This is a genomic window from Flavobacterium sp. MDT1-60, assembly GCF_014844035.1.
Taxonomy (GTDB): Bacteria; Bacteroidota; Bacteroidia; order Flavobacteriales; family Flavobacteriaceae; genus Flavobacterium.
Genome location: NZ_CP062159.1, coordinates 1,619,984 through 1,642,478 on the forward strand (window position 1 = coordinate 1,619,984; position 22,495 = coordinate 1,642,478).

At 32.8% G+C, this 22,495-nt stretch carries 21 protein-coding genes and 1 tRNA gene; 6 read left to right on the forward strand and 16 right to left on the reverse strand.

Features of this window, described 5'->3' with window-relative positions:
- Positions 1–64 precede the first annotated feature (64 nt).
- The 8 genes from IHE43_RS06865 to IHE43_RS06900 all read right to left on the reverse strand — a co-directional run bounded on the left by IHE43_RS06865 (position 65) and on the right by IHE43_RS06900 (position 8,008).
- Positions 65–538 (reverse strand): hypothetical protein, encoded by a 474-nt coding sequence (locus tag IHE43_RS06865; protein ID WP_192187257.1) that lies wholly within the window; start codon positions 536–538, stop codon positions 65–67.
- 73 nt (positions 539–611) lie between these two features.
- Positions 612–965 (reverse strand): nuclear transport factor 2 family protein, encoded by a 354-nt coding sequence (locus IHE43_RS06870; RefSeq protein ID WP_192187258.1) that lies wholly within the window; start codon positions 963–965, stop codon positions 612–614.
- Positions 966–1,075: 110 nt separating this feature from the next.
- On the reverse strand, positions 1,076–2,296 hold the full coding sequence (locus IHE43_RS06875) for a DUF763 domain-containing protein (RefSeq protein ID WP_192187259.1): 1,221 nt from the start codon (positions 2,294–2,296) through the stop codon (positions 1,076–1,078).
- A gap of 86 nt (positions 2,297–2,382) precedes the next feature.
- A complete protein-coding gene (locus IHE43_RS06880) occupies positions 2,383–2,640 on the reverse strand; it encodes a hypothetical protein (RefSeq protein WP_192187260.1) in 258 nt (85 codons plus the stop codon).
- Between the two features lie 87 nt (positions 2,641–2,727).
- Positions 2,728–2,949, reverse strand: a complete 222-nt coding sequence (locus IHE43_RS06885) for a GIY-YIG nuclease family protein (protein WP_370526703.1) — start codon at positions 2,947–2,949, stop codon at positions 2,728–2,730.
- Positions 2,950–3,313: 364 nt separating this feature from the next.
- On the reverse strand, positions 3,314–4,408 hold the full coding sequence (locus tag IHE43_RS06890; protein WP_192187262.1) for a Fic family protein: 1,095 nt from the start codon (positions 4,406–4,408) through the stop codon (positions 3,314–3,316).
- Positions 4,409–4,561: 153 nt separating this feature from the next.
- Positions 4,562–7,564, reverse strand: coding sequence for a DEAD/DEAH box helicase (locus IHE43_RS06895; protein WP_225585432.1), 3,003 nt, complete (start codon positions 7,562–7,564; stop codon positions 4,562–4,564).
- A 370-nt stretch (positions 7,565–7,934) separates the two neighbouring features.
- Positions 7,935–8,008 (reverse strand) — tRNA-Met (locus IHE43_RS06900).
- 153 nt (positions 8,009–8,161) lie between these two features.
- On the opposite strand from IHE43_RS06900, the gene IHE43_RS06905 reads away from it, so the two are divergent.
- Entirely contained in the window at positions 8,162–8,554 is a 393-nt protein-coding gene (locus IHE43_RS06905; RefSeq protein ID WP_026984135.1) for an START-like domain-containing protein, read from the forward strand.
- A gap of 55 nt (positions 8,555–8,609) precedes the next feature.
- Positions 8,610–9,449, forward strand: coding sequence for an aminotransferase class IV (locus IHE43_RS06910; protein ID WP_192187263.1), 840 nt, complete (start codon positions 8,610–8,612; stop codon positions 9,447–9,449).
- Here IHE43_RS06910 and IHE43_RS06915 read toward each other — a convergent pair.
- The 7 genes from IHE43_RS06915 to IHE43_RS06945 form a co-directional block, all read right to left on the reverse strand.
- The gene (locus IHE43_RS06915; protein ID WP_026984133.1) at positions 9,446–10,006 is read right to left on the reverse strand and encodes a YqgE/AlgH family protein; all 561 of its coding nucleotides are present in this window, start codon (positions 10,004–10,006) and stop codon (positions 9,446–9,448) included. The two genes, IHE43_RS06910 and IHE43_RS06915, sit on opposite strands and share 4 nt — an antisense overlap.
- 128 nt (positions 10,007–10,134) lie before the next feature.
- Entirely contained in the window at positions 10,135–10,407 is a 273-nt protein-coding gene (locus IHE43_RS06920) for an HU family DNA-binding protein (RefSeq protein ID WP_017498096.1), read from the reverse strand.
- A 180-nt stretch (positions 10,408–10,587) separates the two neighbouring features.
- Entirely contained in the window at positions 10,588–11,535 is a 948-nt protein-coding gene (gene fmt, locus IHE43_RS06925) for a methionyl-tRNA formyltransferase (RefSeq protein ID WP_192187264.1), read from the reverse strand.
- The gene (locus tag IHE43_RS06930) at positions 11,535–13,430 is read right to left on the reverse strand and encodes an ATP-dependent DNA helicase RecQ (protein ID WP_192187265.1); all 1,896 of its coding nucleotides are present in this window, start codon (positions 13,428–13,430) and stop codon (positions 11,535–11,537) included. Before IHE43_RS06930 ends, fmt begins: the two co-directional genes overlap by 1 nt.
- A gap of 65 nt (positions 13,431–13,495) precedes the next feature.
- On the reverse strand, positions 13,496–14,029 hold the full coding sequence (locus IHE43_RS06935) for an AAA family ATPase (protein WP_192187266.1): 534 nt from the start codon (positions 14,027–14,029) through the stop codon (positions 13,496–13,498).
- A 437-nt stretch (positions 14,030–14,466) separates the two neighbouring features.
- On the reverse strand, positions 14,467–15,090 hold the full coding sequence (locus tag IHE43_RS06940) for a hypothetical protein (RefSeq protein WP_192187267.1): 624 nt from the start codon (positions 15,088–15,090) through the stop codon (positions 14,467–14,469).
- An 18-nt stretch (positions 15,091–15,108) separates the two neighbouring features.
- Positions 15,109–16,026 (reverse strand): S9 family peptidase, encoded by a 918-nt coding sequence (locus IHE43_RS06945; protein WP_192187268.1) that lies wholly within the window; start codon positions 16,024–16,026, stop codon positions 15,109–15,111.
- A gap of 259 nt (positions 16,027–16,285) precedes the next feature.
- On the opposite strand from IHE43_RS06945, the gene IHE43_RS06950 reads away from it, so the two are divergent.
- The 4 genes from IHE43_RS06950 (at position 16,286) to IHE43_RS06965 (ending at position 19,677) form a co-directional block, all read left to right on the forward strand.
- Complete coding sequence (locus tag IHE43_RS06950) at positions 16,286–16,582, forward strand: DUF493 family protein (protein ID WP_192187269.1); 297 nt, start codon at positions 16,286–16,288, stop codon at positions 16,580–16,582.
- A 3-nt stretch (positions 16,583–16,585) separates the two neighbouring features.
- On the forward strand, positions 16,586–17,308 hold the full coding sequence (locus IHE43_RS06955) for a DUF4290 domain-containing protein (protein WP_056195845.1): 723 nt from the start codon (positions 16,586–16,588) through the stop codon (positions 17,306–17,308).
- 91 nt (positions 17,309–17,399) lie between these two features.
- Complete coding sequence (gene murA / locus IHE43_RS06960; RefSeq protein WP_192187270.1) at positions 17,400–18,713, forward strand: UDP-N-acetylglucosamine 1-carboxyvinyltransferase; 1,314 nt, start codon at positions 17,400–17,402, stop codon at positions 18,711–18,713.
- Positions 18,714–18,801: 88 nt separating this feature from the next.
- Positions 18,802–19,677, forward strand: coding sequence for a cation diffusion facilitator family transporter (locus IHE43_RS06965; protein WP_192187271.1), 876 nt, complete (start codon positions 18,802–18,804; stop codon positions 19,675–19,677).
- Positions 19,678–19,986: 309 nt separating this feature from the next.
- Here the strand turns inward: IHE43_RS06965 and IHE43_RS06970 are convergent, their stop codons facing one another.
- Positions 19,987–22,476 (reverse strand): DUF5686 and carboxypeptidase regulatory-like domain-containing protein, encoded by a 2,490-nt coding sequence (locus IHE43_RS06970; RefSeq protein WP_192187272.1) that lies wholly within the window; start codon positions 22,474–22,476, stop codon positions 19,987–19,989.
- Positions 22,477–22,495: the final 19 nt, after the last annotated feature.

A 22,495-nucleotide genomic window follows, 5' to 3' on the forward strand; every position in this document is an offset into this window, starting at 1 on the left:
AGGACAGCGGGAATAGCTCCTTATTCAAAAATAAAAAAGAGGCCTTTTAAAGCCTCTTAATTTTTTAATGTTTTCCGTTTCCTTTACCATTTCCGTGACCGTTGCCATTTCCATGATTTCCGTTATCTTTTCCTTGTTTATTGTTTCCTTTTCCCGGTTTTTGTCCAATTGTTTTTTGAGGTTTTCCTTTGTACCCTTTTCCGTATTTTACTTTATGGGTTTTGAAATTGTCATAAGGAGCGTTTCCTCTGTAATCTGTCAACACCACTTTGTACTCGTTGTAAAGATCATAATTTCGATACACAGACGGAAGTGTTCTGGCTCTTATCCACTTTCCATTATTGATGTAAATATAATTGGATGAGCTTACATCATAATAGGTTTGAAGGTCTGGTAAATAATAATAACGTGCATCATTATATCCAACTGGTCCCCAAGCTGGCGGCGTACCAATATTGACATTTACATTAACCTGAGCGTTTGAAAAATTAATTGCCATAAGCGACAATCCTATAAACAGATATTTTAATGATTTCATAATTTCAATTTTTTAAATAATTAATAATAAAGATACTAAAACAAAAAGCATACCTAAAATAAAATTAATTATTTTATATCAGTTCAATGTCCATTGTTTTTATTAATCCATCTTCAAATGTGTAGATGTGTTTTACTAATCCGTCAAACATTAAATTGCCCTGTAAGTCTTTTACATTTTGATGAACCTTAACTTCTAAACGTCCATTTTCTCTTTCATCGAACCCTACTGGCTCAACTTTCGGATTTATTTCTGTCCACTGCCTGGTCCAATAGTGCTTAATTTCATCGTGCCCGGAAATGTAACCACCTTCCCATGCCTTAGACCATTGTACGTCTGATTGCATTGTTGAAAGTGCATTGTCAATGTTTCTTTCGTTGAAAGCGCCATAAGCTTTCTTGATAGTGTTTTCGAATTGATTTGCCATTTACTATGAATTTGTTATTGCTAATATAAAGCTAATTTTATTTAGGTGAATGAATTGTTTCAGTGATTACTGAATATCTTGATGAAACAACTCCTGGTTTCGAAATGAACTTAAAATAATTCCAGTTGATTATTTGGATTTGAAGGTTTAGTTTTAGGAGGTTTGGCATCTCCAAAAATAGTTTTTCCTCCATATTTATATGATTCATCTCTTTCTCTTTGAACCAATGCATCAAAGTTAGAATTGGGTGTAAAACTTTCTTCGGCCTTTCTTGAGATTTCGGATAATTTTTGAATAGCCTGTATCTTATCACTATTGCCAATTTTAGCACAATTAATGGCTCTTTGCAATGTATCAATTGTTTCATCATAGATTTTTACCGGAACAGGAAATGGATGACCGTCTTTTCCACCATGAGCAAAAGAAAAACGGGCAGGATCTTCAAATCGGGTAGGAGTACCGTATATTATTTCGCTAACCAACGCTAATGATTGTAAAGCTCTTGGTCCCATTCCTTTTAAAAGCAATAGTTCCTGAAAATCTTCGGGCTTATTTTCATGGGTTGTCCAGAGCATTGCGCCGAGTCTTTTCATATTCACATCTTCCATTCTTACATCATGATGCCTGGGCATAGAAAGATGCTGCATTTCTTTCATGATTTTTGTTGGAGACTCTTTCGATAATTCTAAAATACCCTCTCTGGATTTTGTGGCCGCCTGCGCCGTAAGGTTTAAAATGACACCCTGATTTTCGCCATAAATAAAAGTATGCGGCTCATTTATGAAAGACTTTAAATCTTGGGAATGCCAATGATATCTTCTTGCCGTTTTTGAATTGGGATTCATTCCTTGTTGAATAACGGCCCATTGTCCTTTATTGTCAACAATAAAATTATGTTGGTATAATTGAAAGCCATCCTGAATAGCTGTATTGTCAACTTTTGCAGTAAGTCTGCTGCAATTCGCAAGATTATTTCCGTCAAGACCTGTTTTTTCGCCAACAAATAAAAGTTCCTGTGGTGTTAACATGGAATGTTTGCCTTTGCCACCGCAGATATATATTCCGAGTTCTTTGGAATGAGGATTAACGGACTTCTTTAAAGCTCCAAGTACGGAAGTTGTAATTCCGGAGGAATGCCAGTCCATTCCCATCACAGCGCCAAAACTTTGAAACCAAAAAGGATTACTTAATTTGCTAATAACTTCGGAAGTAGAAAATTCCATAGCAATCGTTTCTACAATTGCAAAACCAAGTTTAGACATACGTTCGGCAAGCCATAATGGAACATGTCCATAATGTAATGGAAGATCTGCTGTACCGGAACGTTTCATTTAGTGTAATTTGTAAGTATACAAAAATAAATTAAAATACTTTTAAATGCCGGTAAGATCAAAAAGTTGTTCCAGATTAGAACATTTTATTGCTCCTGTTCTAAATTATCAACAGCAGAAATCTGATCTAATATATTGGTTTGATTGGGCGAAATGTAGTTTTTTACTTCGCTGGGAGTTTCTTTCTTAAAAAGAATATCTAATGCATTGTATAGCTTTAATAAAACATCTCTGTCTTCTTTTTCAATCTCTAAAGCAGTATTAAAATTAAAGACATAATTATTCGAATTGCGTACTTCTACTTTTATCGTTTTTGATGTGATTTTAAATTTGACTATATCCATATTCATATAAATTGCTTGGCTGCAAAAATACAGTTTTAATAACAATTATATAAAGAGAGTTACTTTAAAAGAAGTCTTTTTTTAGAACTAGAAGTGTAGGTTTAATTTCTCCCTTTTCATTCCTTCAGATTTGGAATGGAAAAATTCGACATGAATTACAGTCCAGGGTCTAAATTTTAAAGTAAATCCTTTTGTTCCAAGATAATTCTGAGACTTAAATCTTTCGATTAAATTAGAAGTAAAACCAGTATAGTTTTTATTAAATCTTTCAGAATAAAGAATATAGACGACAAATTCTTCCATATACATCTTTCATAAACGAAAAAAACACCAACTTTTCAGTGGTGTTTTTTATTTTGTAGCGAGGACGGGAGTTGAACCCGTGACCTCAGGGTTATGAAAATTGAAATTTCATTATTTTAATTATGTAAAGTGTTGATTTTAAAGGTATAAATATTTTGTTAAAATTGGTTTTGTGCTATTTTTTGGGTTTTCCTCACTTGAGCATTAAACCAATCCCGATTATTTTTACTCTTGTGATAAAATGGTTTTATTAACATGACATTTGTAACGTGTTAACTTTTTCGACTTTTTCTAACATGAGAATTTTAACATGTTAAGCTTTTTTATTTTTTTTTACATGACACTAAAACATGAGTAAGAAAATAAAAAATTATTTGAACTTAAACTGTTGTGGTGCATTATGTAAAAAGTCATACAAAGCGGTATTGATGTAAAAATTTTCTTTTCCTATTTTGTGCAATGTCACTAACTTAAGTTCTATAAGTTGATCTAAATATTTTGAAGCTGTTTGTCTAGTAATATCCAAATCTTGCACCAGAAAATCAATCTTAGTATAAGGATGTTTAAATAAATTATTGATTAGATCTTGAGAATATATTTTGGGCAAATTAGTTCGAATCTTTTGTTTGTAATCCATCATTAACTTTTTAATTCCCCTAATTATCCCAGTAGTTTGAATCGATGTTTGTTCTATAGCCTCAAGCATAAATAAAATCCACGGTTCCCAGTTTTGAGTAATTCTGGTTTCTTGCAATAAATGATAGTAACTTCCTTTGTTTTGATTTATATACCTGCTTAAATAAAGAATAGGTAAGTGGAGTAAATCTTCTTTTACGAGATATAAAATATTAATTATTCTTCCGGTTCTGCCATTTCCATCATAAAATGGATGAATGCTTTCAAACTGATGATGTATAATTGCCATTTTTACAAGTGCATCAATATCAGTTAAAGTATCATCATTCATAAATGTTTCCAGATTACTCATTAAAGTGACAATCTCATCGTGGTTTTGTGGCGGAGTATAAACAGTTTCGCCGGTTTCACCATTTTTAAGTGCAGTGCCGGAAAGTTTTCTAAAGCCTGATTTAGTTTCTTCAAGTACACTTTGAATTTCTATAATATGATTACAAGTGATAAGTTGTTTTTGACGAACTATACTAAAACCTTCTTTTAAAGCGGAAGCATAATTATAAACTTCTTTGGCAGCTGAACTTGCAAATTGTTGTGCTATGTTATCACTACTGAATAGTTCATCATGTGTTGTAATAATATTTTCAATTGCAGAACTGTCTTTTGCCTCTTGTAAAGAAAGCGTATTTAAGATAATGACTTCGTTTGGAATAGTTTCAGCAACTCCATTAAGTTCAGCTAGTGCCTTGTGAGCCAATGCTAATTTTTTAAGCACTACCTTACTTTCTACTTCATGTTGTAAAGGCAGTAATGGAAGGGGATATTGGCTCATTTATTTTAAATTTTATAATCACTTTTTAAGTTGATTCATTTTTAATGCAATTGAAATTAATTTTAAATCACATTTCTTTCGAATTGTAAATCTAAGTAATTTTTATAATATCGGCTTTATCATATCTGGTCTCCATTTAAACTAAACCAAAAATTAAGTTAATCTTTCCTCAAGCAAACCTTTCCATGTAATAAAACCCTTTTTATCATCTGAATAGTCGTGAAGTATTCTACTAAAGTTTTCAGAGGGATTTTCCATAAAAGCCTGTCGTCCCTTATTTCTAATGATATTTAGATAACTATCGACTTTCTTTAAATTATCAGGAAGAGATTTTTTATTATTATCAAAATGCCAAATATAAGTCGCTTCTTCTGTATTTAATGTTTCTAAAACAATGTGAAAACCTGATTTTCCTGCTAGAAGAAATACAAATGAAAAAGGAGTTAATACGAATCTAATTTTTAGAATAGTCCGTTGGTGATTATTCGCTAAATATTGTAAATGTTTCTGATGTTTGTATTTTTGATTTTGTAAAAAATCGTCTAATAAATCTTCTCCAGAATCGTAGAGGTGTATGTTGCTTTTATTTTGTAATTGGTTTATATCTAATAAAGATTCTTCTTCGGTAGAATGTGACTTACTCAGGAAAGTTTTTGAAATAAATTTGAATTTTACACTTTCAATCAACTCTTTGTTTATCTTTTTTAAATCGTTGGAAAATGCTAACTGTGAAATTAGTTTTCCGTTTTCGAATTCTGCTTGAATTGTAACCGTGATATTTTTAATTTTAAGTGCTTTATAAAAGTAAGATTTCAAAACTTCAAATTCTGGCCTCATTTCCAGATTTTCAATATCAAATTCAAGCTCCGTTTTCATCTCAGGAACATCATATTTAAAACTAATACTTCCATATTGGAATTCAAGATTTTCAAATCCAATTTTTACTTTTCTATCAATAATAAAATTATTTCTTGAAAGATTTTCATTTTCTTCGGTTTCATCAAATAAGGTTGCTTGCTTATCAATTTTCCTATAATAAGTATTTCTTTTTAAAAACATTTTATTTAGATAATCAATCTTGATGTCGCGATAATCATAAATAGTTGGAGTAATTTCAGAACGTTGTACTCTGCCAATATATTGAATCAGCTTTCCTTCGAAAGAAAATGGATAAACTAAAAAGAGACAATTGGCATTTTGTAAATCAGTTCCTTCTCCAAAGAATTGTCCGGTAGTAATTAAAACTTGATAATTTTCTTCTTTCAGTAATTTCCATTTTGAATTTCTATTGCTTTCAGAATCTTCTCCACTTAATGTAATTACTTCATAAGATTGTTTTAAATATTGGTAAAGAGAGTCAATATGTTCTTTGCGTTCTGTAATAATAACAATTTTCTTGTCTGATTTTAGTTCATTAGTAATATCATCAAAAATGGCTTTGTTTCGAGCAGAATCATGAATTAAAATTTTTGATAATGTTTCAAATTTGTCTGTTTTTGAATTAAAGGGAACTTCAAGTTCTGTATTTCTAATAATAATTTTTGGCTTTTTAGCAGTACTTATTTCATTGTGTTTTATCTCTGCAATTATTTCGCCCAAATAAATAGAAATCAATTTACTGCCGTTGTACTTTCTGAAAGGAGTTGCTGTTAATCCATAAAGATAAAATGTATGAAATTTTGAAACGGTATTTCTAAAAGTTTCTGCAGGAATGTGATGACACTCATCTATTAAAATAGTTCCAAAAGAATTTAGAAGTTTTTCGCTCTCAGGTTTTTCTAATTCTTTTGATAAACTTTGAATCATGGCAACTGTTATTTGTTTTCCAATTTTGGTTTTGCCTTGTCCAATTTTTCCAATTTCATTATTTGGAATTCCTAAAAAAGTTTGGATTCTTTCTATCCATTGATCAGCAATTTGTTTGCGATGTGTAATGATTAAAGTGGATTGTTTTCTGTCTGTAATAATTTTTAGTCCCAGAATTGTCTTTCCCGAACCTGGGGGAGCCACAATAATGCCAAGATCTTTCTTGGAGATAGTATCAATTATTATTTGTTGATGTTCTAGGAGTTGTGCATTAAATAAAAAAGAAACCTCATTAAGCTTTTTTCTTTCATCTTTAAAATCGAATTCGATTTTATTATCCCTGCAAAATCGAATTATTTTCCCAATAAAACCTCTTGGAATTAATACTTCGTTTTCAGTTTCTTCGATCAGTTTGAAATATCGCTCTTTTCCGAAAGTATTTTTACCCATCTTCTTTTTTATCAAGAATTCGGAATTCAAAAAGTTCAATTCTTCTTTAAGAAAATTAATAAATAAAAGTGGAATAGCGTTGTGATTAATTCTGACAACATTGTCCCATCTTATTGTTAACCCTTTCTCATATAGTATTTTCACAGTTGAATCTGGAATATTTTCAGAAATGTTTTGACTTTGGTATAATTCATTAAGTTGTATTGTTGAAATTTTTCGAATGTTCCTTAAAAAATCCCATTGATCCAGAATTGGCTCTAAATTTTGAATGTCTAAAAAACAATTATTTCCTTGCTCAAATGTTTTCTTATAAAGAGGAAGTGCTATCAAATTTCCGAAACCTTTACCAGACAAGAAATCTTGATTCGGAAACATTCTGTCAAAGCTGGATCTTTTATCAAATAAAGAAAAAACACCAGTTTGTAATAAAATAGAAATAAATATTTGCCTGCTTTTTATTGCAGGATAAGGTTGTTCGAAAAATATCCAAACATGTCCACCTTTTCCTGATCGAGAACGTTCTAAATAGGCATGAATCCCTTTTTCATTACAGGCATTTATAAATTTTCCACAATCATTGATCCAGTCGACTTTATCAAAATCAGCAACAATAAACCAAGATGTATTGTCTTTAAGTAAAGGATAAACTCCAATGTGCTGTTCTCCGTTTAAATGTTTTTCAATTTCTCTTTCTGAGAAAGGCAAATATTCTTTATCTGTATAAGTTTGAAAAGTGCCACCATTCATTTTATGTATTCTATATCGATATGGATCATAAAAGTAGGAGGGCATATAGCCACTTTTATTTCCTTTTTCCCATCGAATAGCAAATACATCATCTCTTCCGGTAAAAAGAGATTTGAAAAGTTGAATATTATGTACTGAAACTGAAGATATCATTTTATTACTCAGTTAAACCATTTAAGTCAGTTACAAATATATTAAAGGAGAAGTTAGATTTTTAATTTCTTAATTTAAAATTATCATGTAGTTTAATTTATGGATATAGATATTTTTAAATAATTCAATATTTAAAAAGTATAACGAAAAAGTGTGATTCCTTTTGAAAACAAGATAGGATTATTTGTGCTGAAGTATTTTTTTACTTTGAAAAGTAGTGCTGTTTAAGCTGAGGTCTGGTTTTTTATTGTACACATTATCAGGGTAATAGTTTTTTATTTTGTTTGATTCCTCACTTGAATTCCTCACTCAGTGAGGATTTTTTTTAAACAAAAAACCCTTAAACATTTGATGTTTAAGGGTTTGTGAGTAGCGAGGACGGGAGTTGAACCCGTGACCTCAGGGTTATGAATCCTGCGCTCTAACCAACTGAGCTACCTCGCCAAAATTGCAAGTGAACCGTGTTCCTCATTGCGGGTGCAAATATAAAAATATTATTAGAGCTTACAAGCATAAAATGAAGAAAAAAAAATATTTTTAAAAATGCATTGTTTTTGGACATATATTCTTATATTTCGAAAAAATTAAAAGTAGCACATGGATCCAAAAATACGTTACGAAATCGAGTTTCCTATAAATTCTTCGCCGCAATTATTATATCAATATATATCAACCCCTTCAGGTTTGTCAGAATGGTTTGCAGACAATGTAAACTCAAGAGGTGAATTCTTTACTTTCATCTGGAATGACTCGCAGGAAAAAGCGCGTTTGGCTTCTAAAAAAACGGGAGAAAAAGTCAAATTCAAATGGGTTGACGAAAGCAGCAAGGATACTGAGTATTTTTTCGAATTGCATATTTTAGTTGATGAATTAACTAAAGATGTATCATTAATGGTGGTTGATTTCGCTGAAAAAGAAGAAGTAGGAGAAGCTAAACAATTGTGGGAGAATCAGATTTCAGATCTGAAACATCTTATAGGTTCTGTTTAGTAAAAGTCTATTTTATACCTTATATTTGCCCTGAACAAAATTCAGGGTTTTTTTTATGATCAATTTTAATGGAAACATAGCAGCGGAAAACGATAATATATTAACTCAAAATCGCGCTTTTTTGTATGGTGATGGTGTTTTTGAAACACTGAAAATAATCAACAACAAAATTCTGTTTCTGGAAGATCATTATTTTAGGCTAATGGCTTCAATGCGTGTGGTTAGAATGGAAATTCCAATGAACTTTACAATGGAGTTCTTTGAAGAGCAAGTTTTAAAATTAGTTCATGAAAAAGGAATTTCGGCTTCAGCAAGAGTCCGAATTACTGTTTTTAGAAATGATGGTGGTTTGTATTTGCCAAAAACAAATGAAGTCTCCTATTTAATTCATGCAACTCCTCTTGACAAAGCTTCTTATGCATTAAATACGTCTGAATATGAAGTCGATTTGTATAAAGATTTCTATGTGACCAAACAATTATTATCGTCGATTAAAACGACGAATAAAATGATAAATGTGACCGGAAGTATTTTTGCTCACGAAAATGGTTTGGCAAATTGCCTTTTAGTAAACGACACGAAAAACGTAGTTGAAGGTTTACAGGGTAATTTATTTATGTTGATAGGTAAAAAACTAATTACACCTCCAATTTCTGAAGGATGTCTGAATGGAATAATGCGCAAACAAATTTTAGTTTTAGCTAAGAAATTGGATGGCATAGAAGTACTTGAAGAAATAATTTCGCCATTTGACCTTCAAAAAGCTGACGAATTATTTCTCACAAATGTAATCACAGGAATACAGCCGATAACCAAATATCGAAAAAAGGAGTTTAGAAGTGATCTGGCGCATTTATTAGTGCAAAAGCTAAATGAATCCATTTCTGAAAATTAATTCAGATATGGATTCTCAGGTGCATTTGACCATATAAGATAATCACCGCCAAGTTCAATAATTTGCTCTTTCCAGAAATGTGTGGTAGACTTGCCGATAATTTTGTTTTTATAACTATTATCAGTAATGATCCAGGAGTTTCCTTGCATTTCACTCTCGAGCTGATTTTCGTCCCAACCGGTATATCCTAAGAAAAAACGAATATTATTTTTGCTAATAGATCCGTCGTTTATTAAGTCTTTAGTAGATTCGAAATCACCTCCCCAATAAATTCCATTAGAAATCTCAACACTATTCGGGATTAACTCTGGAATATTGTGAATAAAATAAAGGTTGTCTTGTTCTACAGGGCCTCCGTTATATATCTTGAAAGTGGCGTCAATTTCAGGTATTAGATCATTAATAGTGTATTTTAATGGTTTATTAATGATAAAACCTATTGATCCTTCTTTGTTATGGTCTGCTAATAAAATTACCGATCTATTAAATGATAAATCTCCAATTATAGAAGGTTCGGCAATAAGCAGGTGTCCTTTTTTTAATTTTTCTGAAATCATACGGCTACAATTTTTATTAAATTTAGTCATAAAATTTTTAAAAACCCAAATAAAATCGTTAAACCGCACAAAAAAACCCTCCATAGGAGGGTTTTAATTATATTATAAGTTTAGAGAACTTTTCTTACTTAGTTCACTGCACCTTCTAATTCAGCTCCAGCTTTGAATTTTACAACATTCTTAGCAGCGATTTGAATAGTTTTTCCTGTTTGAGGGTTTCTACCGTCTCTAGCAGCTCTAGCAGATACTGACCAAGATCCAAAACCTACTAATGAAACTCTACCACCTTTTTTCAAAGTAGCTCCTACGTTTCCTAAAAATGATTCTAAAGCCAATTTTGCCGCAGCTTTTGTAATTCCTGCATCAGCAGCGATAGCATCGATTAATTCTGATTTGTTCATAATAATTAGTTATTAATTGTTGGTTAAAAAAAATTGTTAATACACAAATTTAGTAGGAAATCCGTTCCTTGCAAGTGTTTTCTTTAATTTTAGCAAAAATTGTTAATAACTTAGTTTTTTTGTTCATAACGCAAGCTATTCATCGATCAAAAACAGGTAGAAACCCCTGTTTTACTGACGTTAATACACCTTTGCAGTATCAGAAAAAGTTATCCCATTTAGCAATTCTGCCACTTGCATTCTCTTTTTGCCGGGTAATTGCAAACTCAATAGCTGTAAAAAGCCATCCTGAATTGCAACTTTGATTTCTTTTTTGCTACAAATCAAACTTCCAACTTCGTAAGAATGTGCTTCTGAAACCAATTTTGCTTCATATATTTTAATAGATTGGTCTTCCTCTTTATCTTTCAAAAAACACCACGAAGCAGGATATGGACTTAAACCTCTAATCAAATTGTTGATTTCAGCACCGGATTTTGTCCAATCAATTTTGCAGTTTTCTTTGTTGAGTTTGTAAGCCGTTTTAATTTCTTCGTTATCTTCCTGAATCGTTGTAGTTACATTTCCGTTTTCGATCACTTTTAAAGTGTCAATAACAGTTTCGCTTCCTAATAACATTAAACGGTCGTGTAATTGTCCGGCACTTTCTTCTGGTTCAATAGCAATTTCCGAATTCAAAATCATTGCTCCGGTATCAATTTTATCGTCGATAAAAAAAGTGGTAACACCGGTTTTAGTTTCTCCATTAATAATAGCCCAGTTAATAGGTGCTGCACCACGATAATTTGGTAATAAGGATGCGTGAAGATTAAAGGTTCCTAAACCTGGCATTTCCCAAACTACTTTAGGCAACATTCTAAAAGCAACCACAATTTGTAAATTGGCGTTTAAAGCTTTTAGCTCTGCTAAAAAAGCTTCATCTTTTAAATTGGTTGGTTGTAATAAAGTAAGATTGTTCGCCAGTGCATAATCTTTCACTGCCGAGTATTTTATTTTTTGTCCGCGCCCCGCTGGCTTGTCTGCAGCCGTAATCACGCCAACAACATCGTAATTGTTTTTAATAATGGTATCCAAAATGCCGACAGCAAATTCCGGAGTTCCCATGAATATAATTCTCAATTTTTCCATTATGATTTTAAAGTGTATTTATTATTCGCTTGTATGGTAATATGATTGTTTTCTAATAATTCCTGAAGTACCGAAACAATATCGTTTGCATCCAGTTTTATTTGGGTCTGAATTTCTCTCGAAGTCAAAGCGGCCGATTTTAATAAATGCAGAATTTTATCAGCAATCGAATCGGCTTCGGTAATTTTTCCTTTTTGAGTAATACAATAGGAGCATACACCACAGTTTTCTGTTGTTTCTTCTCCAAAATAATCCAAAACCAATCGGTTTTTGCAGGTTTTGTTTTCCTTTATATAATATAAGACAGACATCAATTGCTCTTTTTTGAGCTGATTTTGTTTTTCGAGATATTTCGAAACTCTGTTTATAGTTAAATCATCTTCGCGAACTTCATTAAATAAAATAGTTGCGTCGTTATTTTTAGATTTGTATTCGATGATTTCTTTTTCTTTTAGTTTTTCTAAAGCAGCCGAAACTTGTTCTTCCGTATGATGTGATTTTTTTGCAATTAATGAAAGATTAAAAGGTGTTTTCATTTCGTATACGCCCGGATAAGTTCTTAAAATCGCAAGTATGATTTCTTCATCATTTGGATTTAGACTCATATACCGAATGACTTCTTTTGATTCGATTAAAAACTGCATTGTAATCTTTTCTGAAAATTCCTGAGACATCGTAATAATTCCCTGTTGATTCAGAAATTGCAATGCATTATAGGTTTTTAGAGTAGGGAAGTCGTATTTGTTGCAAAAATGATTCAGTTTAAAAGAAAAAGAATCGTCCAATCCTTCGCCGTAAGCAATCTGAAAATAATTGCAAAGCTTTACATACATGGTTTTCAAAAACTTCTTATCTGGCAAAACACTTAAGAATTGTTGTTCTGTCTGATTCGCATCTGCATTATTAAAAAGCAATACTGAAAAAGCTTTTTCGCCATTTCGTCCCGCTCTTCCGGATTCCTGATAATAATTTTCCAGATTTTCAGGAAGTTGTGTATGAATAACTGTTTTTACATTGTCTTTGTCAATGCCCATTCCGAACGCATTCGTGGCCACAATAACCTGCGCTTGCTCGGACATCCACAATTGCATGTTTTTGTCTTTTTCTTTTGCCGAAAGTCCGCCATGATAATAAGTCGCTTTAAATCCTAACGATTGTAGTTGCGTCGACATATTCAGGCATGATTTGCGATTTCGTACATATATAATAGAAGGCTGTGGATTTTTCTTTAGAATTTGTTCTGTGCGATACAGTTTGTCTTCGATTTCAAAAACCATGTACGCGATATTTTTTCTTTCAAAAGATTGTTGGAAAAAATTAGGATCTTTCAAACCTAATTCAGTTTTAATATCTTCAATGACTCTTGGAGTCGCGGTAGCGGTCAAAGCCAGGAACGGAATCTTCGGAAAGTATTTTTTAAGTTCTGAAATCTTCAAATACGCCGGACGAAAATCATGCCCCCATTGCGAAACACAATGCGCTTCATCAATTGCAATTAAATTTATAGGGAGATCTTTGATGCGTTCTAAAATCCAGTCGGACTGTAAACGCTCTGGCGAAAGGTATAAAAACTTGTAGTTTCCGTGTAGACAATTGTCGAGAAGGTCAATAATTTCTTCCGTATGAATTCCTCCTGTAAGTGCAATGGCTTTAATATCCCGCTTTTGCAAATTTGCCACCTGATCTTTCATCAAAGCAATCAAAGGCGAAACCACCAAACAAATACCTTCCTGCATCATCGCCGGAACCTGAAAACAAATCGATTTTCCTCCGCCGGTTGGTAAAAGGGCAAAAGTATCCTGACCATCCAAAACCGAGTCAATAATCTCCTTTTGCAACGGTCTAAAACTGTCGTGTTTCCAGTATTTTAAAAGAATTTCTTGCGCTTCTGGCATTGGTCTTGTTTTAAAGTTAAAAAATTTAGAAATCAGTTTCTAGTTTTGCAACTTTAACCAAATGCCTAAATTTTATCTAAGATATAAAGAATTCTGTTCTCCACCGTATCTTTAGGCACTTCAATTAAATCGTAACCGTATTTCTTATACGTTTCAACAAGGTGCTTTTGTATCGTTAAGGCCTGTTCGAAATTCTCGTAACGCTCAGTATCGCTTTCGTAAATTTCTTCCCAGGGCGGTAAAATAAAAGTTTTGGAATATTTAAAATCTTCGCAGGCTTTTGTAAAATGTGCGGGATATTCATCACCTATATAATCCATATAAGCGACAACATCCGGAATTCCGCGATCTATAAAAACTACATTATCAGGTTCTTCAAGGGCATTTTCAAATTGTTTAATTCTGCCTTGTAATAGCATTTCACTAAACAATAAAGGCTGTTCCAGGAACAACTGTTCGATGCCGCGTTGTTGTGCTTCGAGCGTAACTTGTCTTGAAATTTCAGGGTAACAGCAGTAGCCACGAGCTACCAATTCGTTGATCAGAGTAGATTTTCCCGTTCCCGGGCCACCAATGAGAACTATGATTTCTTTTTGCACTTTCTTAAAATAAAGCGCAAATTTACCTAAACTTATTGGTATTTAAAAAGATTATTTTGCTTGGGGCAGATGATTTCGCAATTTTGGATCATGTTCCAAGGTTTTTGAGTTATTTCAAATCCATTTTTTATGGTGAATCCTGCAATAAGAGATTGTGGTTCGGCAAATATTGTAGGGCTGGACTTTAGTCCAGTTTAAATCAAAATATATGAAATTTATTTAGTCCCAGCGGGACATCACGTTTATAGAAAAAATTATAGGGTCATTTCATAAAACGCCATCGGGGTGGTATGTTTGAAATCGATATATCGCTCCGCTGGAGCTTTTAAATATCAAACGTGAAAATTAGCTATAAACATTTTGCTCCGCTGGAGCTTTTTGATTTTTAATAGCCGTTGGTCTTAAGTGATGGATTTATGATTTGATTTGTCTTAGATTTAGCCAAAAATTCTCCACCATTTCTTTCTAACTTCGTTAGGAATTATCCTCGGATTATCTTCAATTAGATTTCCATCAAAATCAAGAACATATTCATTTGATTCAAAATCAAATAATCTTATTACGTTATCTTCAATATTAAATTCTGTTTTGCCTTCAGGATTTATCCAAATGTCTCTTCCTCCAAAACGCCAAACAATTTCACCTTCTCTTGTAATTCGTAATATTTCTAATTCGCCATGTAGTACAAAATCTTTTTCAAGTTTATAAATGCTCAAATTTGTAAAATGATCAAACTCTTTTTGCCATATTAATTCTAGAGACGGAATTTCTAAACAATAAATTTTATTACAAACGCAAATCCATATTTTGTCATTTTCAATAATAAATGAATTATCGTAAACTCCAGTCGCTCCACCAATTTCGCCAATTATAGCATTAGAAATTTCGGTTTCAAATTCTTTAATGATAATTGCATGTTTGCTTGTGGTATTAAAATTTTCTTGGTAATAATCTTCATGAAAAAAAAACTTATTGTATTGGCGTAAATTTTTAACTGAATTAAAAATGTAATTAGGCTCATCACGAACTTCAATTTCAAAACTTTTATATTGTTGTTTCATATCTAATTATAAAATTAATCACTCACAAAACAAATATTTCCCAGAACCAACACCCTTCTTCTTAGAAGGAACAATCAAATGCGATTCGAATTTCTTCCCTTTTAAAACATCATTTACAAAATCAAGAACATATTGCTGTCCGTCATGAAAAAGATAACCAGAGAATTCATGGCCGCCACCACAAAACGTAATCAGTTCAACATCTTTATGAAGATCATTTATATGATTGTAAACAGCATAAGATCCAAAAAGAATCAGCCAACCCGAAGCATTTGTAGGGCAGGAGCGATGCGAACCTGCGCTATACGGAACGGTTTCGTCGTTGCTTCCGTGAGCCAATAACATCGGCATTGCTTTTTCTTTCGTAATCAAATTAATGTCCTGAATCGCTCCGGAACCTCCAATGAAACCTTTGTATTTAAAATTTTCAGGCAAATTGTTTTTGTATAAGTTCATGAGTTTATAATCCCAAAACGAAGCGTGAAAACCAATTTCGGCACCAGCGCTTATTCCTGAAATAAAAATTTTTGAAGCATCAAGATTGTATTTATTGGCGTTTTCAATCAAAAATGAAGTCGCCTGCCACATATCACTCACACCAATTTGGATTGCTTTTATTTTTTCGGTCAAAGTTCCTTTACAGCCAAAATCTTTTCCCTTCATGTAAAGACTATACGAAATGCTCGCAACCGCATAGCCATTTTTTGCCATAAATATTCCAAATTCTTTCTCGTTGGTTCGTTCTCCACCAGAAAATCCTCCGCCAAAAGCAAAAATCACTAACGGAATTTTTTCATTTGATTTTTTCTCAGGCAAATACAGGTCTAAATCCAGTTTGATCGTATCATTCTGAAAATAAGTCATCGTTTTGATTTCCTGTGCGTGACTATTGTTAAATGTGAAAATGATAAAAAGTAAAAAGATGTATTTTTTCATAGGATTCGTTTTTAATCTCGCAAAGTCGCGAAGTCGCAAAGAAAGATTTAAAAGTAAAAACTTTGTGACTCTGCGACTTTGGGTGAGATTTTCGTAGTAAAGTTTCTCAAATATAAGAGGAAATTTCACAAAGAAATAATGTCATAAAGTTTTTTTCTCTGCACCTTTGAACCTTTGTATCTTTGAGCCTTTTTTCAAAGAAAAAAATCTAAAAAATCTGAAATCAAAACCGTATATTTGCGTTTATTTTTAATTACGAATGGAGAACGATAAAGAAAAAAACACCGCCGAATTTTACGAAAGATTAAAGGTTGAGTTAGATAATTCAAATACTTGGCCAGCAGAATATTTGTATAAATTTATAATGCCTTCAGTGGGTGATAATGTTGAGCGAGTTGAAAAAGCTTTTGACAATATGGGTGCGGTTATCAAAACAACAAAATCTAAAACCGGTAAATTTACCAGTGTTTCTATAGATGTTACAATGCATAGCGCTGACGAAGTGATTGGCAAATACAAAGAAGTAGCTACAATAGAAGGTATAGTTTCATTATAACTTATGGTCGAAAAATATAAAAAAGAAGTCGCAAATGACGTTGTTTTTAACTTAGAATATAATTCTGAAAGACAGCGTTTACTTATTCCTGAATATGGTCGTCATTTGCAAAAACTGATTGATCAGGCTACTATTATTGAAGATGCTGAAACGCGAAACAAAGCCGCGAAATACATCATTCAGGTTATGGGAAGTCTGAATCCGCATTTGCGTGATGTACCGGATTTTCAGCATAAATTATGGGATCAGCTTTTTATTATGTCTGATTTTAAATTAGATGTAGAATCGCCATATCCAATCCCATCAAGAGATGTATTGCAATTAAAACCAGACGTTTTACAATATCCTCAAAACTTCCCTAAATACAGATTTTATGGTAATAATATCAAATATATGATTGATGTTGCCAATAAATGGGAAGATGGCGAAATGAAAAATGCATTGGTTTTAGTGATCGCTAATCACATGAAAAAATCATACCTAAGCTGGAATAAAGACACTGTAAAAGACGATGTGATTTTCGAGCATTTATTTGAATTGTCAGGCGGAAAAATCAATTTGCTGCAAAGCACAGAAGAGCTTTTAAATACAACTGATTTATTGCGTACCAACAAGCGTATGTCTAATAAAATTACGCCACCAGGCCAACCAAAAATCCAAAGTAACAAAAACAATAAAGGGCCGGGGAAACCAAAACCTTTTCAAAAAAACAATAATCAGAAATAAAAAAAGGTACTAAGATACTAAGACGCTAAGCTACTAAGATTTTTAGCTCAGAACCTTAGAACCTCAGAACCTCAGAACCTAAAAGAGAAATATGGGAATTTTTAAAATCGAAGGAGGAATTCCTTTAAAAGGAGAAATCACTCCGCAAGGAGCAAAAAATGAGGCATTACAAATTTTATGTGCCGTGCTTCTAACGGGGGATAAAGTAACAATTAATAATATTCCCGATATTATTGATATCAATAAATTAATCACTTTGTTGGGTAATTTAGGGGTGAAAATTCAACGCAATGAACCGGGTTCGATTACGTTTCAGGCCAATGAGGTTAATGTTGGATATTTAGAAACTGAAGCTTTCAAAAAAGAAGGTGGAGCGCTTCGTGGTTCTATTATGATTGTTGGGCCGCTTTTGGCCCGTTTCGGAAAAGGATATATTCCAAAACCAGGTGGAGACAAAATTGGTCGTCGTAGATTAGATACACACTTTGAAGGTTTTATTAACCTTGGGGCGAAATTCAGATACAATAGAGAAGATCACTTTTATGGAGTAGAGTCTCCAGCAGAAGGATTGAAAGGAACAGACATGTTACTTGACGAAGCTTCTGTAACCGGAACAGCAAATATTGTTATGGCTGCAGTTTTGGCAAAAGGACAAACAACAGTTTATAACGCAGCTTGCGAACCATATTTGCAACAATTGTGTAAAATGTTGAACTCTATGGGAGCTAAAATCACTGGAGTCGGATCTAACTTGTTGACTATCGAAGGTGTCGAAAGCCTTGGTGGATGTGAGCACAGAATTTTGCCTGATATGATCGAAATCGGTTCCTGGATTGGTCTTGCGGCTATGACGAAAAGCGAAATCACAATCAAAAATGTAAGTTGGGAAAACTTAGGTTTGATTCCGAATACTTTTAGAAAATTAGGAATTACGATCGAAAAACGTGGTGACGATATTTATATTCCAGCTCATAAAGACGGATATGAAGTAAAAACAGATATTGACGGTTCTATTTTAACTATTGCCGATGCGCCATGGCCAGGATTTACACCTGACTTGTTAAGTATCGTTTTGGTTGTAGCAACACAGGCAAAAGGCGATGTTTTAATTCACCAAAAAATGTTCGAAAGCCGTTTGTTTTTCGTTGATAAATTAATTGATATGGGAGCAAAAATCATGTTATGCGATCCGCACAGAGCGGTAGTTATGGGACATAATTTTGAATCTCAACTAAAAGCGACAACAATGTCGTCTCCGGATATCCGTGCCGGAATCTCATTATTAATTGCAGCTCTTTCAGCGAAAGGTACAAGTACAATTCAAAATATCGAACAAATTGACCGTGGATACGAGCGTATCGATGAGCGTTTGAGAGCTATTGGTGCTAAAATTGTGAGAGAATAAAAAAAGTTAGCCACAAATTCACGAATTTAGATCTTCAACGATTATCAAAAAATAATTTCGTGAATTCGTGGCTAAAAAAATAGTCTAAATGACAAATGAACAAAAAGCTATAAAAGCTACTATTTTTAGTATAGCTGGAAACACCTGCTTGGCCATCTTAAAAGGTCTAGCAGGTTTTTTTGGCAATTCTTACGCCTTAATTGCAGATGCGATTGAGTCGACTGCAGATATATTTTCATCTTTTTTGGTTTTAATCGGGATAAAATATTCTAATAAACCGGCAGATGAAAATCATCCTTATGGACACGGTCGTGCAGAACCTTTATTTACATTTTTGGTTGTCGGGTTTTTAATTACTTCGGCAACAATCATTGCTTACGAAAGTATTGGCAATATTCAGACTTCACATGATTTACCAAAATCCTGGACATTATATGTTTTAGGTGCTATAATTATCTGGAAAGAATATTCGTTTCGTGTGGTAATGAAACGAAGCAAACAAACGAATAGCTCATCATTAGCGGCAGATGCGTGGCATCATCGCAGTGATGCAATTACTTCGGTAGCGGCGTTTATCGGGATCTCTATTGCGCTGTTTATGGGAAAAGGATACGAATCAGCAGATGATTGGGCGGCACTTTTTGCTGCTTTTTTTATCTTATACAATAGCTATAAAATTTTCAGACCTGCACTTGGCGAAATCATGGATGAGAATTTGAACGATGATTTGGTCGAAGAAATTCGTGTTACATCTTTAACTGTAAAAGGAATTTTAGGTACTGAAAAATGTTTTATCCGTAAAGCGGGAATGAAATATCACGTTGATCTTCATGCTATTGTTTCAGCACAAATTTCAGTAAAAGAGGGACATGATTTGTCTCATAAACTACAAGATACATTAAAAGAAAAAATCCCTCAATTAGGATATGTTTTGATTCATATTGAGCCAGATGATTATCACTGAGAAAAAAGGTTCTGAGATACTAAGATTCTAAGTTGCTAAGGTTTTCTTTGAAACGTAAAAAAAAGAATCCGTTTATTCTTTTAAAGAGTAAGCGGATTTTTTATGGGCGTTGCCTCCGGCCGGGCTATCCGCTATATTCCCAATTAACAAAAACTACGGCTAAAAAGCCTTGTTTTTCTAAATCGGGAGATATCGCTTCTATCCCTAACGCAATTCTAAGATAGATTGATGTTAGCTATTTCAGTTTTTAGATAAGATCTTTTATAATCTGCTGAAATCTGCCAAATCTGCGTGAAATAACAATCAACATTAATCCAAAACATTCAAAATCTTCAAGCCAAAAACAACACCATTTTGTTCAACTCCGGCTTGATAAGAATGAACATAATCAACTCTAAACAATTTAAATTTTCCAAAACCTAAATTGTCTAAACCAACTGTAAACTCAGAATAAGGTTTTCTATCTGGAATCGCCAACGAGTGAAATCCGATATTTATCGTTGATTTTAATAAATTCAATAACGGAATTTTATTCATTATAAATCCGGTATCATTGTGTTCCAGATGCATTTCAAAATAACTGTCGTTTGTGCTGTTGGTATAATAGGGCATTAAATTGAAAACATTCAAATAGCGATCACTGGTTCCAATGTGAGTTTGGTTTCCGTTAAAATGCCTGTAATCTATAAAAGAGATATTTTCAGCATTAAAGAACTTTCCGGCTCTGAAATTCATTCCCAAAAGACCTTTATTTCCTAACGATAAATCATATTGAACAAAAGCACCAATTCTTTCAAATTCATATTTTTTTTCGCTGGCTGCAAAAGCTTTTTCGAAAACTAAAAATAGGGTGGGATATTTTTCATCTTTAATATTATATCTACCATCTGGCCTCGAAATGTATTTGTTTCCGAAATTGATTCTTGCAGTTAAAGCAGTTTTAAACAAATGATGAGGATCAAATGCCGGAGTTGTGAAATCGTCTGGTGCTAAAGGATTATTGGATGAATAAATATCGTCTTTTTTAAAGAAAGAATAATCGGTAGTATTAAATAGAGGTTTTCGCTGTTCGTACGCCACTTTCGCATTCAAATTTATTCCGTTAGCAACATCTTGAGAATAGTTGATTTGAGCAAATTCTAAATTGTACAACTTCATATAGTTGTCTTTAAAAAATAAAGAACTTATAGAATTGACAAACTTACTGATAGGCTCAGTACCATTAAATTGCGCTGTTTTTGTTCCTCCGGAGCCCCAAATTGTAGCGTAATTGATAGTGTTGAATCTATGGCTGAATTGTCCGGTAACACGAAAACGTTCGTCTGAAAATCCGTAATTAAAAGTGGTACTTATAGAAGTGCTTTTTCCTTCATCTTCATTCCATTTTCTAAAAGAAAAACCCGTATCAAAATTAAATCCCTGAACGGTATTAAAGCTTAATGAAGTCAGGTTCAACAAACCTTTATAATCAAAAGAATATTTTTTGAAGGTGTTTTTATAGTCATAACCCATTAAAACATCCCATACTTTAAATTTGTTGTTTTTGGTATCAACTGAATCGGTGTATTTTCTGGATTTACGAATTGTCAGTAAGCTGTCTTTTTTGGTGTAATCGGTACTTTCTTCAATAGTCAACGGAATTGGACGGATCTTATTCCAAAAAGCATCATCTTTTTTATTGGCATTGGCTTCAAAAGCTACAATTTCATTTCCAAAAGTTTTCTTTTCAAACGAATCCGGAAATTCGTAATTCGAATAAACATAATTGAATTTCCCTGAGAATTTAATTCCAAAAATACCAGCGTTAAATGAAAGTGTTTGTGCATTTTTAGACCAGATTTTATTCTTCGAATTATAACTAAAACTCTGTTTTAAAGTCATAATTTCAGTAAATTCATTTTTCATTCGGTAGCCTTTAATGTCTAAATCTATAGCATAGATCGCAAAACTATCGTCTACAATATAAATGTAGCCTTCGAAAACGGGTTCTTTATCTCTTTTAGGTATTACTTTAATTTTATTGATTTGCTGATTGTTGTCATCGAAGAAAGTTCCTTCTAATTTGTATTTGTAGTAATTGAAAGCATTATCAGCGATAGGAGAGATAAGCTTAACGTCGAAGTCTAAAGTATTCTCATAAAAATCATAAGTCGATAAACTGGCCGTGTTATAGCTGTACCCTTTGTTGTTTCCGGAGATTTTAGAAGCGATGATTTTCTCTTTTAGTTTGTTGGGTTTTTCAAAAGAAATCTTAGAAATCGTTTCTGATAGATATAAAATTCCTGTTCCCGTAGAATCTAAATTGGAAGCCATATCTTCGCCAAGATCGACTTTTTGGCCAAGGATTTTTTTAGGAAGATCTTTCACTTTAAACATTCCTTTTGAATAAAAATCGGCTGTGTAGCGTCCTGTTTTATCTGAATTCTCTTTTTTGTTTGTGATGGCACTTTTTATAATGGCGTTCGCCGGATTATTTTTTTGGTCAATGATAACTTCATTTAATGCAAAACTTTCTTCTTGAAGTTTTATATCTAAAACTACTGTTTTTGAATTTGAAGAGACTGTTATTTTTTGGGTTTTAAAACCTAAATATTGAAACGTAATTTTGTTTTTGCCAACTTCTTTTACCTGGAGCTGATAATTTCCCTGCTCGTTTGAGGTTGTACTCGTATATGTGTTTTCTTCAAGAACGGATACAAAAGGCAAAGGATTTCCTTTTTCATCCGTTATGGTTCCTTTGATTTGAGCAAAGTTGGAAATCGAAAAAAATAAAAAGGCAAATAAAGTATAGTTTCTCATGAAAGTTTTTTCTCTCACA

Coding starts and splice junctions, on each gene's coding strand:
- IHE43_RS06865 (WP_192187257.1), bottom strand. CDS start 538: ATGAAATCATTAAAATATCTGTTTATAGGATTGTCGCTTATGGCAATT.
- IHE43_RS06940 (WP_192187267.1), bottom strand. CDS start 15,090: ATGAAACAACAATATAAAAGTTTTGAAATTGAAGTTCGTGATGAGCCT.
- IHE43_RS06895 (WP_225585432.1), bottom strand. CDS start 7,564: ATGATATCTTCAGTTTCAGTACATAATATTCAACTTTTCAAATCTCTT.
- IHE43_RS06920 (WP_017498096.1), bottom strand. CDS start 10,407: ATGAACAAATCAGAATTAATCGATGCTATCGCTGCTGATGCAGGAATT.
- IHE43_RS06970 (WP_192187272.1), bottom strand. CDS start 22,476: ATGAGAAACTATACTTTATTTGCCTTTTTATTTTTTTCGATTTCCAAC.
- IHE43_RS06915 (WP_026984133.1), bottom strand. CDS start 10,006: ATGATTTCAGAAAAATTAAAAAAAGGACACCTGCTTATTGCCGAACCT.
- IHE43_RS06910 (WP_192187263.1), top strand. CDS start 8,610: ATGATCAATTTTAATGGAAACATAGCAGCGGAAAACGATAATATATTA.
- IHE43_RS06905 (WP_026984135.1), top strand. CDS start 8,162: ATGGATCCAAAAATACGTTACGAAATCGAGTTTCCTATAAATTCTTCG.
- IHE43_RS06880 (WP_192187260.1), bottom strand. CDS start 2,640: ATGGATATAGTCAAATTTAAAATCACATCAAAAACGATAAAAGTAGAA.
- fmt (WP_192187264.1), bottom strand. CDS start 11,535: ATGGAAAAATTGAGAATTATATTCATGGGAACTCCGGAATTTGCTGTC.
- IHE43_RS06950 (WP_192187269.1), top strand. CDS start 16,286: ATGGAGAACGATAAAGAAAAAAACACCGCCGAATTTTACGAAAGATTA.
- IHE43_RS06875 (WP_192187259.1), bottom strand. CDS start 2,296: ATGAAACGTTCCGGTACAGCAGATCTTCCATTACATTATGGACATGTT.
- IHE43_RS06965 (WP_192187271.1), top strand. CDS start 18,802: ATGACAAATGAACAAAAAGCTATAAAAGCTACTATTTTTAGTATAGCT.
- murA (WP_192187270.1), top strand. CDS start 17,400: ATGGGAATTTTTAAAATCGAAGGAGGAATTCCTTTAAAAGGAGAAATC.
- IHE43_RS06930 (WP_192187265.1), bottom strand. CDS start 13,430: ATGCCAGAAGCGCAAGAAATTCTTTTAAAATACTGGAAACACGACAGT.
- IHE43_RS06885 (WP_370526703.1), bottom strand. CDS start 2,949: ATGTATATGGAAGAATTTGTCGTCTATATTCTTTATTCTGAAAGATTT.
- IHE43_RS06890 (WP_192187262.1), bottom strand. CDS start 4,408: ATGAGCCAATATCCCCTTCCATTACTGCCTTTACAACATGAAGTAGAA.
- IHE43_RS06955 (WP_056195845.1), top strand. CDS start 16,586: ATGGTCGAAAAATATAAAAAAGAAGTCGCAAATGACGTTGTTTTTAAC.
- IHE43_RS06870 (WP_192187258.1), bottom strand. CDS start 965: ATGGCAAATCAATTCGAAAACACTATCAAGAAAGCTTATGGCGCTTTC.
- IHE43_RS06945 (WP_192187268.1), bottom strand. CDS start 16,026: ATGAAAAAATACATCTTTTTACTTTTTATCATTTTCACATTTAACAAT.